This window comes from Roseospira marina, from assembly GCF_014197855.1.
Lineage (GTDB): Bacteria > Pseudomonadota > Alphaproteobacteria > Rhodospirillales > Rhodospirillaceae > Rhodospira > Rhodospira marina.
Window position 1 is genome coordinate 1 of sequence record NZ_JACIGJ010000030.1, and the last position, 16,754, is coordinate 16,754.

The following is a 16,754-nucleotide window of genomic DNA, read 5'->3' on the forward strand; positions in this document are numbered from 1 at the left end:
GTGGTGAACCTGATCGCGCCGATCGCGATGGACGAAGGCCTGCGCTTCGCCATCCGTGAGGGCGGCCGCACCGTCGGTGCCGGCGTCGTCGCCTCCATCGTCGAGTAACATCGGTGGTGGAGAACGGGATGCGCGGCCGGTTCACATCCTCTGTCTCGCGTTCTTTGGGTGCGGGGCAAAAAGGGCTTGATCCGGCCGATCATCCCGGTTAAGTACTGCGGCTCCGTCCGGAGCGTCATCGGTGATCCCCTTCGGGTCACGGCGGCGCGGACGGGGCCAGTCCGGGGCTGCGGGGCGCGCGTTGTGTTCGTCTCGTGGTCCATCGGACCCCATGGCCCTGGAGGGGTGTAGCTCAACTGGTAGAGCACCGGTCTCCAAAACCGGGGGTTGCGGGTTCAAGTCCTGCCGCCCCTGCCATGGCCATACCGATTCCAGTCGCCGGTGCCTGGGCCCGAAGGATCCTCCAGATCCCTCGGAGAGCCCGGGCCCGCCGCGTCTGACGGGGGTGCCTCGGCGTCCGCTTAGGCGGTGGTCACGAGGTGGTCGAGTTGTCGAAGTATACGCGGGCGAGATCAGCGATCCCATGGCAAAAGTCAATCCCGGCCAGTTCGTGAGGCAGGTCCGTCAGGAACTGGGCAAGGTCACATGGCCAACCCGCAAGGAAACCGGCATCTCGACGCTGATGGTTTTCATCATGGTTTTTCTGGCGGCGATGTTTTTCTTCGTCGTCGATCAGGTGCTCTCGTGGGGCGTCCAGCTCATTTTCGGCCTGGGAGGATAGGCAGGCATGGAGGCCCGTTGGTACGTCATTCACGTGTACTCCGGTTTCGAGAACAAGGTCGCCCAGTCGATCCGCGAACAGGCCGCCCAGAAGGGCATGGAAGACCTGTTTGAAGAGGTCCTGGTGCCCACCGAAGAGGTGGTCGAGGTTCGGCGTGGCGCGAAGGTCAATGCGGAGCGCAAGTTTTTCCCGGGCTATGTGCTGGTCAAGATGGCCTTGACCGACGAGAGCTGGCACCTCGTGACGAACACGGCGAAGGTGACCGGCTTCCTGGGGGGGCGCGGCCGACCGGCGCCGATCTCGGAGACCGAGGTCACGCACATCCTGCGTCAGGTGCAGGAAGGCATCGAGCGGCCGAAGCCGTCGATCACGTTCGACATCGGCGAGCAGGTGCGCGTCGCCGACGGTCCGTTCGCGTCGTTCAACGGCGTGGTCGAGGACGTGGATGACGAGCGGGCGCGCCTGAAGGTGTCCGTGTCGATTTTTGGGCGATCCACGCCCGTCGAGCTGGAGTTCTCGCAGGTCGAGAAGCTCTGACCGACCGTTCGTTTTGGCGTGGCCCGGCCCCGAAGGCCGGCGCGGCGCCCGGGCGCGGGGTTTGCCCGCGTTCCTCCTGGTGTGGGAGGTCGCCGCCGAAAGGCCTCGGCGGGCCGCACCACACTCCCTTGGACCCCTGATCGAGGGGGCTCCGCCACGGCGGGGTATCATGAGCCGAGGATATCATGGCGAAGAAGATCGTAGGGTACATCAAGCTCCAGATTCCGGCCGGTGGCGCCAAGCCGTCCCCGCCCGTGGGTCCGGCGCTGGGCCAGCGCGGCCTGAACATCATGGAATTCTGCAAGGCCTTCAACGCGGCCACGCAGAACATGGAACCGGGGATGCCGATTCCCGTGGTCATTACGGCCTACGGTGATCGGTCCTTCACGTTCGTCACCAAGACTCCGCCGGTCAGCTACTTCCTGAAGAAGGCGGCCGGCGTGTCCAAGGGCACCCAGACGCCGGGGCGCGGGACCATCGGCTCCGTGACGCTGGAGCAGGTGCGCGAGATCGCCACGCAGAAGATGCCGGACCTGAACTGTCCGACGGTCGAGGCGGCGATGGAGATGGTGAAGGGCTCGGCGTCGTCCATGGGCCTGAGCGTGGAGGAGTAAGGACCATGGCGACCAAGGGAAAGCGGCTCCGCGCCGCGTACGAGGGGCTGGACCGGAACGCCGCGTTTGACGTGGCCGAGGCCGTCACGATGATCAAGGAGCGCGCCAAGGCCAAGTTCGACGAGACCGTCGAAGTGGCCATGAACCTGGGCGTCGATCCGCGTCACGCCGACCAGATGGTGCGCGGCGTCGTGTCGCTGCCACACGGCACCGGCAAGACCGTCCGCGTCGCCGTGTTCGCCAAGGCCGACAAGGCCGAGGAGGCGAAGGCCGCCGGGGCGGACGTCGTCGGCGCCGAGGATCTGATGGCTGAGGTGCAGGCCGGCACCATCAACTTCGACCGCTGCATCGCGACGCCGGACATGATGGGTGTGGTCGGTCGCCTGGGTAAGATCCTGGGTCCGCGCGGCCTGATGCCGAACCCGAAGCTGGGCACGGTGACCCCGAACGTCGCGGACGCCGTCAAGGCGGCCAAGGCCGGTCAGGTGCAGTTCCGCGTTGAGAAGGCGGGCATCATCCACGGTGGCGTGGGGCGTGTCAGCTTCAGCGACGAGCAGCTGGCCGAAAACATCCACGCCTTCGTGGATGCGATCATCAAGGCCAAGCCGACGGGCGCCAAGGGCACCTATGTGAAGAAGATTTCGATCAGCTCGACGATGGGCCCGGGTCTGCGGCTCAACGTCAGCTCGGTGGCCACCCCGGTCTAAACCGGGGGCGGCTGAGGATATGTGCCGGTCCCGGCTTTGCCCGTCAGGGGTGGCCGGGTTCGGATGAGTTTCGGTTGACGCGGCGCCGTCTCCTCGCGGGGGCGGTTCCGTGCGACCGGATAGGGGATCGGATCCGATGTTCGGGGCACATGTCCCGGGCCCGGCTCCGTCCCAGCCTGTCCGAGACCGTGGGTGGTGCGGGGTCCGTGCGCGGACGTCCGCTCCTTGAAGGGAGGCATCCCGCCCGCGTAGACGGGGAGTGACGGTGTTCGACCGGCGAGGGTCGGGCGGCGCGCGTGGGGTTTCGGCTCCGGGCGTGGCGCACAGGTCCTCGGCGGAACGGCTTGAACTTTCCGTGGGCAGGTCCCGCGCTCCATGCCGGCGCGGGGGATCGGCTTCGGAAGCCGGCGTCTCGGGACACCCGGGCGGCGGAGACGGGACCGGGACTCCGGACGGCGCGGACGCGAGGACACGAACCGCGTTCGCGGCGGGGGTCGGGCCACATGGGCCGGCCCGGACCGCGAACCCAGTCAGCGGAGACGGAAGTGAACCGAGACGAAAAGAAGGAACTCGTTGCCGCGATGCACGCCGAGTTCACGGAGTCGTCCGTCTGTATCGTCGCCCACTATCAGGGGCTGACGGTGCATCAGATGGAGACTCTCCGTGGCAAGGTGCGCACCTCCGGCGCCAAGTTCCGGGTCACGAAGAACCGGCTCACGAAGCTCGCCCTGGCGGGAACGGATTTCGAGGATCTGGCCGACCTGTTCACCGGACCGACGGCGATTGCCACGTCGGCCGATCCGGTGGCGGCGGCCAAGGCTTGCGCGGAGTTCGCCAAGACCAACGACAAGTTGGTCATCCTTGGTGGGTCCATGCAGGGCCGCGTTCTGGACGCCGATGGTGTTCAGGCGCTGGCCAAGATGCCGTCCCTCGACGAACTGCGAGCCAAGCTCGTTGGCCTGCTCACCACGCCCGCCCAGCGGGTTGCCAGCGTCACCCAGGCGCCGGCGGGTCAGCTTGCCCGTGTGCTCAAGGCTTATGCCGATTCCCAGAGCGAGGCGGCGTGATCGCCGTCTTCCCAGTCCCAACCGAACCCGACCTGTTCAAGTCGATCCGACGAGGAGCTTAATACAATGGCCGATCTTGAAAAGCTTGTTGAAGATCTGTCCGCCCTGACCGTCCTGGAGGCCGCCGAGCTCTCCAAGATGCTCGAGGAGAAGTGGGGCGTGTCCGCCGCGGCCCCCGTGGCCGTGGCCGGCGTGGCTGCCGCGGGTGGTGGCGAAGCCGCCGCCGCCGAGGAAGAGAAGACCGAATTTGACGTGATCCTGGCGTCCGCGGGCGACAAGAAGATCAACGTCATTAAGGAAGTCCGTGCCATCACCGGCCTTGGCCTGAAGGAAGCCAAGGAACTGGTCGAGGGCGCGCCGAAGCCGGTGAAGGAAGCCGTGTCCAAGGACGAGGCGGCCGAGCTGAAGAAGAAGCTGGAAGAAGCGGGCGCCACCGTCGAGGTCAAGTAAGGACCCCGACGACGCTCACATCCGACCAGTCCGGATAGGCCGGAGGGGCGCTCGGAGTCCCTCCGGCTTTCGGGCGTTAAAGGACCGGGGCCCCGGGCATCGCGCGAGCGGTGGCGCGGAGACCCGGGAGACGGGTGGAGGGGGCCGCATGCCGTCGGCGGGCCGGCGGGATCGGGGCCTCCACCCGGTGTTTTTCGGGGGACCGGACGGTGGCGGGGCGCGTCAGGCGCGGCCCGGGCCGAGACGAGGGTCGACTCATCCGTGACGGCGGGACCACGGACGGGGCGGCCAGGACGCCGACGATTCCGCCCGGGGTGACCGTCCCCGGGGCGCGCGCGGGCAGGCAAACAGGCAAGGAGCGGCAATGACCAAGTCGTTGACAACTCGGAAGCGGGTCCGCAAGGACTTCGGGCGCATCTCCACCGTGGCCCCCATGCCCAACCTCATCGAGGTGCAGAAGAGCAGCTACGATCAGTTCCTGCAAGTGGGCGTGCCGACGGCGCAACGCACGGACAGCGGCCTTCAGGAGGTTCTGAAGTCCGTGTTTCCGATCCGGGACTTCGCCGGCAAGGGCGAACTGGAGTTCGTCGGCTTCGATCTGGAGACGCCGAAGTACGACGTCGAGGAGTGCCAGCAGCGCGGCATGACGTTCGCCGCGCCGCTGAAAGTGACGCTGCGCCTGCTCGTCTGGGACGTGGACGAGGAAACCGGCGCCCGCTCCATCCGCGACATCAAGGAGCAGGACGTCTACATGGGCGACATGCCGCTCATGACGTCGAACGGCACCTTCATCATCAACGGCACCGAGCGCGTCATCGTCTCGCAGATGCACCGGTCGCCGGGCGTGTTCTTCGACCACGATAAGGGCAAGACCCATTCGTCGGGCAAGTACCTGTTCGCGGCCCGCGTGATCCCGTACCGCGGCTCCTGGCTGGACTTCGAGTTCGACGCCAAGGATCTGGTGTACGTGCGCATCGATCGCCGCCGCAAGCTGCCGGTCACGACTCTGCTGTACGCGCTCGAGGGCGGCGCGACCACGGCCCTGCGCGCCGAACGCGCGGCCGAGGGCAAGGGCGTGGACCTGCTCGAAATCCAGGGCATGACCGCCGAGGAAATCCTCGCCTACTACTACGACACGCTGACGTTCGAGCGCGACGAGAAGGGGTGGAAGATTCCCTTCGAGCCGGACCGCATGCGCGGCGTGAAGCTGCTGCATGATCTGGTCGACGCCGAAACCGGCGAGGTCAAAATGGAGGCCGGCGCCAAGGTCACCCCGCGCAGCGCCCGCAAGCTGGTCGAGGAGGGCATGACCAGCCAGCGCGTGTTCTCCGAGGAACTGGTGGGCCGCTACGCCGCCGAGGACATGATCGACCTGGAGACCGGCGAGATCTTCGCCGAGGCCGGGGATGAACTGACCGAGGACATGCTGGCGGAGATGGAACGCTCCGGCGTGACGCAGTTGAAGGTCCTCCACATCGACCACGTCAACGTCGGCCCGTATATCCGCAACACGCTGGCGCTGGACAAGAACACGTCGCGCGAAGAGGCGTTGATCGACATCTACCGGGTCATGCGCCCGGGCGAGCCGCCGACCCTCGAGACCGCCGACGCGCTGTTCAAGGGCCTGTTCTTCGACTCCGAGCGCTACGACCTGTCGGCCGTGGGCCGCGTGAAGATGAACGCGCGCCTGGGCTACACCAACGACGAGGTGCCCGACACCGTCCGCGTGCTGCGCAAGGAGGACATCCTGTCCATCATCAAGATGATGGTCGAGATGAAGGACGGCCGCGGCGAGGTGGACGATATCGACCACCTCGGCAACCGGCGTGTGCGCTCGGTCGGCGAGTTGATGGAGAACCAGTACCGCGTCGGTTTGCTGCGCATGGAGCGGGCGATCCGCGAGCGCATGAGCGCCGTGGACATCGACACCGTCATGCCGCACGACCTGATCAACGCCAAGCCGGCGGCGGCGGCGGTGCGCGAGTTCTTCGGTTCGTCGCAGCTCTCGCAGTTCATGGACCAGACGAATCCGCTGTCGGAAGTCACCCACAAGCGGCGCCTGTCGGCCCTCGGCCCGGGCGGTCTGACGCGGGAGCGCGCGGGCTTCGAGGTCCGTGACGTGCACCCCACGCACTACGGCCGCATCTGCCCGATTGAGACGCCGGAAGGCCCGAATATCGGCCTGATCAACAGCCTCGCGACCTTCGCCCGCGTCAACCAGTACGGCTTCATCGAAAGCCCGTACCGGCGCGTCGTGGACGGGCAGGTGACCGACGAGGTCCTGTACATGTCCGCCATGGAGGAGGGCAAGTACACCGTCGCGCAGGCGAACGCGGAGCTGGACGAGAACGGCCGCTTTGTCTCGGACCTGGTCAGCTCACGGCACGCCGGCGACTACGAACTGGTGGACCCGGCCAACATCGATCTGATCGACGTGTCGCCGAAGCAGCTGGTGTCCGTGGCGGCGGCGCTGATCCCGTTCCTGGAAAACGACGACGCCAACCGCGCGCTCATGGGCTCGAACATGCAGCGGCAGGCCGTGCCCCTGGTGCGCGCCGAGGCGCCGTTCGTCGGCACCGGCATGGAAAGCGCGGTGGCGCGCGATTCCGGCGCCACCATCGTGGCGCGCCGGACCGGCTTTGTGCAGCAGGTGGACGCCACCCGCATCGTGGTCCGGGCGACGGAGGAAACCGACGCCACGGCTTCGGGCGTGGACATCTACCGCCTGCGGAAGTTCCAGCGCTCCAACCAGAACACCTGCATCAACCAGCGCCCGCTGGTGAAGGTGGGCGATCTGGTGTCGAAGGGGGACATCATCGCCGACGGTCCCTCGACGGACCTGGGCGAGCTGGCCCTGGGCCGGAACGTGCTGGTCGCGTTCATGCCGTGGAACGGCTACAACTTCGAGGACTCCATCCTCATCTCCGAGCGCATCGTGCGCGATGACGTGTTCACCTCGATCCACATCGAGGAGTTCGAGGTCATGGCCCGCGACACCAAGCTGGGCCAGGAGGAAATCACCCGCGACATTCCGAACGTGGGTGAGGAAGCCCTCAAGAACATGGACGAGGCGGGCATCGTCTATATCGGTGCCGAGGTCGAGGCCGGCGATATTCTGGTCGGCAAGGTCACGCCGAAGGGCGAAAGCCCGATGACGCCGGAAGAAAAGCTCCTCCGCGCCATCTTCGGCGAAAAGGCGTCGGACGTGCGCGACACCTCCCTGCGGGTGCCGCCGGGTGTGACGGGGACCGTCGTCGAGGTGCGCGTGTTCAACCGCCGCGGCGTCGACAAGGACGAGCGCGCGCTGGCCATCGAACGCGCCGAGATCGAGCGTCTGGCCAAGGACCGCGACGACGAAAAGGCGATCCTGGAGGGCAGCTTCTCCGCCCAGCTCAAGGACGTGCTGATGGGCCGAACCGTGGTCTCCGGACCGCGCGGCATGCCCACCGGGGTGCCGCTCACCGAGGAGGTTCTGGGCCAGTTCACCCAGGGCCAGTGGCGCCAGATCGTCGTGGACGACGACACCGTCATGGCCGAGGTCGAGGCCCGCAAGAAAACCTACGAAGAGAGCATCGAGCGCATCCACGATCGCTTCGACGACAAGGTGGAGAAGCTCCAGCGCGGTGACGAACTGCCGCCCGGCGTGCTGAAGATGGTCAAGGTCTTCGTCGCGGTGAAGCGCAAGCTGCAGCCGGGCGACAAGATGGCCGGCCGTCATGGCAACAAGGGCGTGATCTCGAAGATCAATCCGATGGAGGACATGCCCTACCTCGAGGACGGCACGGCGGTCGATATCGTGCTGAACCCGCTGGGTGTGCCGTCGCGTATGAACGTCGGGCAGATTCTCGAGACGCACCTGGGTTGGGCGTGCCGCGGCCTGGGCCATCAGGTCCAGGAGATGCTGGAGGCGATCCAGCACGGCACCGGCCAGACCGAGGCGCTGCGCGAGCGGCTGCATACGATCTATGGCGACAAGGAATACAACGACGTCATCGTCGACATGACCGAGCCGGATCTGCTGGAAATGTGCGGCAACCTGCGCAACGGCGTGCCGATCGCGACGCCGGTGTTCGACGGCGCGCGCGAGGCCGACATCGTCACCATGCTCGACAAGGCGGGGCTGGATTCGTCCGGTCAGGTGACCCTGTGCGATGGCCGCACCGGCGAACCATTCGACCGCCCGGTCACCGTGGGCTATATTTACATGCTCAAGCTGCACCACCTGGTGGACGACAAGATCCACGCGCGCTCCATCGGCCCGTATTCGCTGGTCACCCAGCAGCCGCTGGGCGGTAAGGCGCAGTTCGGCGGCCAGCGCTTCGGTGAAATGGAAGTGTGGGCGCTGGAGGCCTACGGCGCGGCCTACACGTTGCAGGAAATGCTGACGGTCAAGTCGGACGACGTGGCCGGCCGCACCAAGGTCTACGAGGCGATCGTGCGCGGTGACGACGCGTTCGAGGCCGGTATTCCGGAGTCCTTCAACGTGTTGATCAAGGAAATGCGGTCGTTGGGCCTCGATGTGGAGATGGATCAGTCCACGTCGTAACGCCTGTGACGAGCGGAAGCGGGATCGCGTCCCCTGTGGCGGACGCGATCACCGCCCATATTTCGGACATGTGGGTTATCCACAGTAGGGACGGCGTGCTTCCCCCGCGCGCCGCCCACACCCGCGAACCGGCGGAGACTGTCTCATGAATGAGTTGATGAAAATCTTCGGTCAGGTCACCGGCACCCAGTCGTTTGACCAGATCAAGATCTCCATCGCGAGCCCCGAAAAGGTGGCCTCGTGGTCCTACGGCGAGATCAAGAAGCCGGAGACGATCAACTACCGTACCTTCAAGCCGGAACGCGACGGCCTGTTCTGTGCGCGCATCTTCGGTCCCATAAAGGACTATGAGTGCCTGTGCGGCAAGTACAAGCGCATGAAGTATCGCGGTATCATCTGCGAGAAGTGCGGCGTCGAGGTCACCCTGTCCAAGGTGCGCCGCGAGCGCATGGGCCACATTCAGTTGGCCGCCCCGGTCGCGCACATCTGGTTCCTGAAGTCGCTGCCCAGCCGCATCGGCCTTCTGGTCGACATGACGCTGAAGGACCTGGAGCGGGTCCTGTACTTCGAGAACTACGTGGTCATCGAACCGGGTATGACCCCGCTGAAGCAGAACGAGCTGCTGAGCGAGGAGGCGTACCAGCGCGCGGTTGAGGAGTACGGCGAGGGCAGCTTCGAGGCTGGCATCGGCGCCGAGGCGCTGCAGAAGATGCTCAAGGCGATCGAGCTGGAATCGCTGCGCGACGACATGCGCTTCGAGCTGAAGGAGACCAACTCCGAGGCCAAGCGCAAGAAGTTGGTCAAGCGCCTCAAGCTGGTCGAGGCGTTCATGGAGTCCGACACCCGCCCGGAATGGATGATCCTGGACGTGGTGCCCGTGATCCCGCCGGAGCTGCGCCCGCTGGTGCCGCTCGACGGTGGCCGCTTCGCGACCTCGGACCTGAACGACCTGTACCGCCGCGTCATCAACCGGAACAACCGCCTGAAGCGGCTGATCGAGCTGCGCGCCCCGGACATCATCATCCGCAACGAGAAGCGGATGCTGCAGGAATCCGTCGACGCCCTGTTCGACAACGGCCGGCGCGGGCGCGCCATCACCGGCGCCAACAAGCGGCCGCTGAAGTCGCTGTCCGACATGCTGAAGGGCAAGCAGGGCCGCTTCCGTCAGAACCTGCTCGGCAAGCGCGTCGACTACTCCGGTCGTTCGGTGATCGTGGTCGGGCCGGAGTTGAAGCTGCACCAATGCGGCCTTCCAAAGAAAATGGCGTTGGAGTTGTTCAAACCCTTCGTCTATTCCAAATTGGAGCTGTACGGCTACGCCACCACGATCAAGGCCGCCAAGCGGATGGTGGAGAAGGAGCGGCCGGAGGTGTGGGATATCCTCGAAGAGGTGATCCGCGAACACCCCGTCATGCTGAACCGTGCGCCGACGCTGCACCGCCTGGGCATTCAGGCGTTCGAGCCGGTGCTGATCGAGGGGAAGGCGATCCAGCTTCACCCGCTGGTCTGCACCGCGTTCAACGCCGACTTCGACGGCGACCAGATGGCCGTGCACGTTCCGCTCTCGCTGGAAGCCCAGCTTGAGGCGCGCGTGCTGATGATGTCGACCAACAACATCCTCAGCCCCGCCAACGGCAAGCCGATCATCGTGCCGACGCAGGACATCGTTCTGGGCCTGTACTACAGCTCCATGGAGCGCGAGGGCGAGATCGGCGAGGGCATGACCTTCGGCGGCGCGGAAGAGGTCGAGCAGGCCTTGTTCCACGGCCGCGTGCACCTGCACGCCCGCATCAAGTGCCGCGTGGACCTGGTGGACGAGAACGGCGACCGGCAGATCAAGGTGGTGGAGACCACGCCGGGCCGGTTGCGCATCTACGCGCTGCTGCCGCGTGATAAACACGTGCCGTTCTCGATCATCAACCGGCTGCTGCGGAAGAAGGACCTTCAGGACGTCATCGACGTCGTCTACCGCCACTGCGGCCAGAAAGAGACGGTCATCTTCTGTGACCGGATCATGTCTCTGGGCTACGGTCAGGCGGCGCGCGCCGGCATCTCGTTCGGCAAGGATGATCTGGTCATCCCGGCGACCAAGGAAACGCTGGTCGCCGAGACCGAGGCGCAGGTCAAGGAGTTCGAGCACCAGTACCTCGAAGGCCTGATTACCCAGGGCGAGAAGTACAACAAAGTGATCGACGCCTGGGCGCACTGCACCGACCGCGTCGCCGACGAGATGATGAAGGAGATCGCCAAGATCGAGCCGGGCAAGCCCATCAACTCGGTCTACATGATGGCGCACTCCGGGGCCCGTGGCTCGGCCGCCCAGATGAAGCAGCTTGCCGGCATGCGCGGCCTGATGGCCAAGCCGGACGGCTCCATCATCGAGACGCCGATCGTGTCGAACTTCAAGGAAGGCCTGACCGTGCTGGAGTACTTCAACTCCACCCACGGCGCCCGTAAGGGGCTGGCCGACACGGCCTTGAAGACGGCGAACTCCGGGTACCTCACGCGCCGTCTGGTGGACGTGGCGCAGGACGCCATCATCTGCATGGATGACTGCGGCACGCAGGAGGGCATCACGGTCAACCCGGTGGTCGATGGCGGCGAGATCATCGTCTCCCTCGGCGAGCGGGTGCTGGGCCGGACCACGGCCGAGGATGTGCTCGACAACAACGGCGGACTTCTGCTGCCGCGCAACTACCTGATCGAGGAGCCGGACGTCGAGAAGCTGGTGCAGGCGGGCGTCGAGCAGGTCAAGATCCGCTCGGTGCTGACCTGCGAGGCGGAGCGCGGCATCTGCGCGGCCTGCTACGGCCGCGACCTGGCGCGCGGCACGCACGTCAACATGGGCGAGTCCGTGGGCGTCATCGCGGCGCAGTCGATCGGCGAGCCGGGCACGCAGCTCACCATGCGGACGTTCCACATCGGCGGCGCCGCCCAGCGTGGCGCCGAGCAGTCGAGCGTGGACGCGGCCTTCGATGCCATCGTGAAGATCGAGAACCGCCAGGTCGTGAAGACCGAAAGCGGGGCGCACGTCGTCATGGCGCGGAACCTGGAAGTCGTGCTGGCCGATGAGCTCGGACGTGAAAAGGCGCGCCACCGGATTCCGTACGGCGCCCGCCTGTTGGTGGACGAGGGCCAGACCATCGGCAAGGGCACGCGCCTCGCCGAGTGGGATCCGTACACCCTGCCGATCGTGACGGAGAAGGAAGGCATCGCGCACTACGTCGACCTGATCGACAACGTGTCGATGCGCGAGGTCACCGATGAGGCGACCGGCATCTCGTCGCGCGTGGTGGTGGACTGGCGCTCGCAGCCCCGGTCGGGCGACCTGAAGCCGCGCATCACCCTGCGGGATGAGTCCGGCGAGGTCATCATGCTCGAGAACGGGCTGGAGGCGCGCTACTTCATGTCGGTGGACGCCATTCTGTCGGTTGAGCCGGGTCAGAAGGTGAAGGCGGGCGAGGTGCTGGCGCGTATCCCGCGCGAGGGCTCGAAGACCCGTGACATCACCGGTGGTCTGCCGCGCGTGGCGGAACTGTTCGAGGCCCGCAAGCCGAAGGACCACGCCGTCATCACGGAAATCGACGGTCGGGTCGAGTTCGGCAAGGACTACAAGTCCAAGCGTCGCATCATCGTGGCGGCCGAGGACGGCACGGAGATGGAGTACCTGCTGCCCAAGGGCAAGCACGTCACCGTTCAGGAAGGCGACTACGTCCGCAAGGGCGATCCGCTGATGGACGGCAACCCGGTGCCGCACGACATCCTGCGCGTGCTGGGCGTCGAGGCGCTGGCGGATTACCTCATCAAGGAAATCCAGGACGTCTATCGACTCCAGGGCGTGAAGATCAACGACAAGCACATCGAGGTCATCATCCGTCAGATGCTGCAGAAGGTGGAAATCCGCGAGCCGGGTGACACCACCTTCCTGGTCGGCGAGTTGGTGGATCGGATGGAGTTCGCCAACGAGAACGACAAGACCATCAAGGATGGCGGTCGGCCGGCGTTCGGCGATCCGGTGCTGCAGGGCATCACCAAGGCCTCGTTGCAGACGCACTCCTTTATCTCCGCCGCGTCGTTCCAGGAGACCACGCGCGTCCTCACCGAGGCCGCCGTGTCTGGCAAGCGGGACTCGCTGGTGGGCCTGAAGGAGAACGTCATCGTGGGCCGCCTGATCCCGGCCGGAACCGGGGCGACCATGGGCCGCTTCCGCCAGATCGCGGCCGACCGCGATCGGGTCATGGCGGAGACGGTCGCCGCACAGCACCCCGAGGTGCTGGAGGGCGAGGGCGGCGAGGGTGTCGTGGTGCGCATGCCGCTCGACGACACCGGCCATCCGTCCGCCTCTGGGTTCGACGGCGGCGCTGAGGGTGGCGCCGGCGACGAGTAAAGCCGGGGCGGACGAGGTTCGCCGACGAGACTCGGGTGATGCGACTCCGGCCCCATCGGGCGGAGTCGCGGCCCGGGTGCCACCGTTTTTCCCGGGGACTCCGGCGTTCGCGCCACGGGAACCGGGCTTTCACCCCACTCGGGGCCCATCCATGGGGATCCGAATGGGCGAACACCCCGCTGGAACCGGCCAAACACCGGTTTTTCAGCGGCCTGGACTTGACGGGGTGGGGCCGTCTGCATAGTATGCGCCCTCCCGAGACGCGGGCAGGTGGCCCAAACCCCTGCTCCCGGGCGTCTCCGGGTCAGATTCATGAGCAGGCCCAACGGCCTCCCCCCGAATCGGGCGCCTCGTTCAGGGTGCCGACGGGGTTCTTTTGTACCGGCGCGTCCCCTCAGGGCGCGTCGTGCTTGCCTTGGGACCACCGTGAAGGCGACGGTTTTGGGGCCATCGGGCGTTCCGTGCTGGGGCGCGCCGGACATGAAGCGAGACATATAGGGACGGTTGTTGCATGCCGACGATCAACCAGCTGATCCGCAAGCCGCGGACGCCGCAGGTCAAAAGAAACAAGGTGCCGGCCATGCAGGCCTGCCCGCAGAAGCGCGGCGTGTGCACGCGCGTCTACACGACCACGCCGAAAAAGCCGAACTCCGCGTTGCGTAAGGTTGCGCGCGTTCGTCTGACGAACGGCTTTGAGGTGACCTCCTACATCCCCGGTGAGGGGCATAACCTGCAGGAGCACTCGGTGGTCATGATCCGCGGCGGCCGCGTGAAGGACTTGCCGGGCGTGCGCTACCACATCATTCGCGGCACCCTGGACACCCAGGGCGTAAAGGACCGCAAACAGCGTCGGTCGAAGTACGGCGCGAAGCGTCCCAAGTAAGGAGCCTGATCGATGTCCCGTCGTCGTGCCGCCGTAAAGCGCGAAGTTCTGCCCGACGCCAAATATGGCGACAAGGTCGTGGCGAAGTTCATCAACGCTGTCATGCTCGAAGGCAAGAAGTCCGTGGCCGAGCGCATCGTGTATGGTGCCCTGGACAAGGTCGCTGCGCGCACCAGCCAGGATCCGGTCAAGGTCTTCCACGAAGCCCTCGACAACGTGAAGCCGGCTCTTGAGGTGCGCTCCCGCCGCGTCGGTGGTGCCACCTATCAGGTGCCCGTCGAGGTGCGCCCGGATCGCCGTCAGGCGCTGGCGCTGCGCTGGATGATCGACTTCGCCCGGAAGCGTTCCGAGACCACCATGGTTGATCGTCTGTCCGGCGAGTTCATGGATGCCGCCAACAATCGTGGCGGGGCGGTCAAGAAGCGCGAAGATACGCACCGTATGGCCGAGGCCAACAAGGCGTTCTCGCACTACCGCTGGTAAAAATTCCGGGCTTTGCCCGTTCCACCGATCCGCATCCGCGCATCCAGACGTCCAGGCCCGCGAGGAAACCGAGATGAAACGCGAGACCCCGATTGAGCGCTACCGAAATATCGGGATCATGGCGCATATCGACGCCGGCAAGACCACGACGACCGAGCGAATCCTGTATTACACGGGCAAGTCGCACAAGATCGGCGAGGTCCATGATGGCAACGCGACCATGGACTGGATGGAGCAGGAGCAGGAGCGCGGCATCACGATCACGTCCGCCGCGACCACGGCCTTCTGGAAGGACCATCGCGTCAACATCATCGACACCCCGGGGCACGTGGACTTCACCATTGAGGTGGAGCGCTCCCTGCGTGTGCTCGATGGCGCGGTCGCCGTGTTCGACTCCGTGGCCGGTGTGGAGCCGCAGTCCGAGACGGTGTGGCGTCAGGCCGACAAGTATGGCGTGCCCCGCATGTGCTTCGTCAACAAGATGGATCGCATGGGCGGCGACTTCTTCCGCTGCGTCGACATGATCGTCGATCGGCTGGGCGCGCGGCCGCTGGTCATCAACTTCCCGATCGGGTCGGAAAGCGACTTCGTCGGTGTCGTCGATGTCATCAAGATGAAGGGCATCGTCTGGCACGGTGAGGACCTGGGCGCCAAGTTCGACTACGTGGACATTCCGGCCGACCTGCAGGACAAGGCGCAGGAGCTGCGCGAGGCCCTGGTCGAGACGGCGGTGGAAGCCGACGATGACGCCATGGAAGCGTATCTCGAGGGCAACGAGCCGGATGAAGAGACCCTGAAGGCCTGCATCCGCAAGGGCACCATCAATCAGATGTTCGTGCCGGTGCTGTGCGGCTCCGCGTTCAAGAACAAGGGCGTGCAGACGCTGCTGGACGCCGTGGTCGAGTTCATGCCCTCGCCGTACGACGTGCCGGCCATTAAGGGCGTGCTGCCGGACACCGATACCCCGGCCGAGCGTCCGGCCGACGATCAGGCGCCGTTCTCGGCGCTGGCGTTCAAGATCATGAACGACCCGTTCGTCGGCTCGCTGACCTTCGCCCGCATCTACTCGGGGACGATCGAAAGCGGCTCCTATGTGATGAACTCGGTGAAGGGCAAGCGCGAACGCGTTGGCCGCATGCTGCTGATGCACTCGAACAACCGCGAAGAGATCAAGTGGGCGTCGGCGGGTGACATCGTGGCCGTGGTGGGCCTGAAGGAAACCACCACCGGGGACACGCTGTGTGATCCGGCCAAGCCGGTCGTCCTGGAGCGCATGGAATTCCCCGACCCCGTGATCGAGGTCGCCGTGGAGCCGCGCACCAAGGCGGACATGGAAAAGATGGGGATGGCGCTGGCCCGCCTTGCCGCAGAGGATCCGTCGTTCCGCGTGTCGACCGACGTCGAAAGCGGTCAGACGGTCATCAAGGGCATGGGCGAGCTCCATCTGGAGATCATCGTCGACCGCCTGAAGCGCGAGTTCAAGGTGGACGCGAACGTGGGTGCGCCGCAGGTGGCGTACCGCGAGACGATCTCTAAGGAACACACCATCGACTACACCCACAAGAAGCAGAGCGGCGGTTCGGGCCAGTTCGCGCGCGTCAAGATCACCTTCGCGCCGCTGGAACCCGGCTCGGGCTTTGAGTTCGAGAGCACGATCGTCGGTGGTTCCGTGCCGAAGGAGTACATCCCCGGCGTCGAAAAGGGCCTGAAGAGCCAGCTGGACACCGGCGTCATCGTCGGCTTTCCCTGCACGGACTTCAAGGCAACGCTCATCGACGGCGCCTACCATGATGTGGACTCCAGCGTTCTGGCGTTCGAGATCGCGGCCCGGGCGGCCTTCCGCGAGGGCATGCCGAAGTCCGGTCCGAAGCTGTTGGAACCCGTCATGAAAGTCGAGGTGGTGACGCCCGAGGAATACATGGGCGACATCATCGGCGACCTGAACAGCCGGCGCGGTAACGTCTCCGGCATGGACCAGCGCGGCAACGCACGGGTGGTGCAGGCGTCGGTGCCGCTGGCCAACATGTTCGGATACGTCAACACCCTGCGGTCGATGAGCCAGGGGCGGGCACAGTACACGATGCACTTCGACCACTACGCCGAGGTGCCGAGCAACGTGTCCGAGGAAATCAAGGCGAAGATGGCGGGCTGACGCCGCCGACGGTGCAACGACAAACCGACCGTGCGAACGGAGACCAGAGAGAATGGCGAAGGAAAAGTTTGACCGCAGCAAGCCGCATTGCAACGTGGGCACGATTGGGCACGTTGACCACGGCAAGACGACGCTGACGGCGGCGAT

General features: G+C 65.6%; 13 protein-coding genes and 1 tRNA gene. All 14 read left to right on the forward strand.

Features of this window, described 5'->3' with window-relative positions; translation table 11 throughout:
* Positions 1 to 108 (forward strand): EF-Tu C-terminal domain-related protein (locus GGD82_RS19935; RefSeq protein ID WP_184013324.1); only part of this gene is annotated, 108 nt, incomplete at its 5' end.
* Positions 109 to 341: 233 nt separating this feature from the next.
* A tRNA-Trp gene (locus GGD82_RS19940) sits at positions 342 to 417 on the forward strand.
* A gap of 166 nt (positions 418 to 583) precedes the next feature.
* Complete coding sequence (gene secE / locus GGD82_RS19945; protein WP_150063547.1) at positions 584 to 781, forward strand: preprotein translocase subunit SecE; 198 nt, start codon at positions 584 to 586, stop codon at positions 779 to 781.
* A gap of 6 nt (positions 782 to 787) precedes the next feature.
* Positions 788 to 1,318, forward strand: coding sequence for a transcription termination/antitermination protein NusG (gene nusG, locus GGD82_RS19950; protein WP_150063546.1), 531 nt, complete (start codon positions 788 to 790; stop codon positions 1,316 to 1,318).
* Positions 1,319 to 1,503: 185 nt separating this feature from the next.
* Positions 1,504 to 1,932 carry a 50S ribosomal protein L11 gene (gene rplK, locus GGD82_RS19955; RefSeq protein ID WP_150063545.1) on the forward strand — a complete coding sequence of 143 codons (429 nt, stop codon included), beginning with the start codon at positions 1,504 to 1,506 and terminating at the stop codon, positions 1,930 to 1,932.
* A 5-nt stretch (positions 1,933 to 1,937) separates the two neighbouring features.
* Positions 1,938 to 2,639: a 50S ribosomal protein L1 gene (gene rplA, locus GGD82_RS19960; RefSeq protein WP_150063544.1), complete on the forward strand. Its 702-nt coding sequence runs from the start codon at positions 1,938 to 1,940 to the stop codon at positions 2,637 to 2,639.
* Positions 2,640 to 3,184: 545 nt separating this feature from the next.
* Positions 3,185 to 3,706, forward strand: coding sequence for a 50S ribosomal protein L10 (gene rplJ / locus GGD82_RS19965; RefSeq protein ID WP_150063543.1), 522 nt, complete (start codon positions 3,185 to 3,187; stop codon positions 3,704 to 3,706).
* Between the two features lie 66 nt (positions 3,707 to 3,772).
* On the forward strand, positions 3,773 to 4,156 hold the full coding sequence (gene rplL, locus GGD82_RS19970) for a 50S ribosomal protein L7/L12 (protein WP_150063542.1): 384 nt from the start codon (positions 3,773 to 3,775) through the stop codon (positions 4,154 to 4,156).
* A gap of 364 nt (positions 4,157 to 4,520) precedes the next feature.
* Positions 4,521 to 8,702 carry a DNA-directed RNA polymerase subunit beta gene (gene rpoB / locus GGD82_RS19975; RefSeq protein ID WP_150063541.1) on the forward strand — a complete coding sequence of 1,394 codons (4,182 nt, stop codon included), beginning with the start codon at positions 4,521 to 4,523 and terminating at the stop codon, positions 8,700 to 8,702.
* 145 nt (positions 8,703 to 8,847) lie between these two features.
* Complete coding sequence (rpoC, locus tag GGD82_RS19980; RefSeq protein ID WP_150063540.1) at positions 8,848 to 13,089, forward strand: DNA-directed RNA polymerase subunit beta'; 4,242 nt, start codon at positions 8,848 to 8,850, stop codon at positions 13,087 to 13,089.
* 511 nt (positions 13,090 to 13,600) lie between these two features.
* Entirely contained in the window at positions 13,601 to 13,972 is a 372-nt protein-coding gene (rpsL, locus tag GGD82_RS19985; RefSeq protein WP_150063539.1) for a 30S ribosomal protein S12, read from the forward strand.
* A 12-nt stretch (positions 13,973 to 13,984) separates the two neighbouring features.
* Positions 13,985 to 14,455 carry a 30S ribosomal protein S7 gene (gene rpsG / locus GGD82_RS19990; protein WP_150063538.1) on the forward strand — a complete coding sequence of 157 codons (471 nt, stop codon included), beginning with the start codon at positions 13,985 to 13,987 and terminating at the stop codon, positions 14,453 to 14,455.
* A gap of 73 nt (positions 14,456 to 14,528) precedes the next feature.
* On the forward strand, positions 14,529 to 16,607 hold the full coding sequence (gene fusA / locus GGD82_RS19995) for an elongation factor G (protein ID WP_150063537.1): 2,079 nt from the start codon (positions 14,529 to 14,531) through the stop codon (positions 16,605 to 16,607).
* Between the two features lie 52 nt (positions 16,608 to 16,659).
* The coding region (locus GGD82_RS20000) for a GTP-binding protein (RefSeq protein WP_184013333.1) at positions 16,660 to 16,754 on the forward strand (95 nt) is incomplete at its 3' end.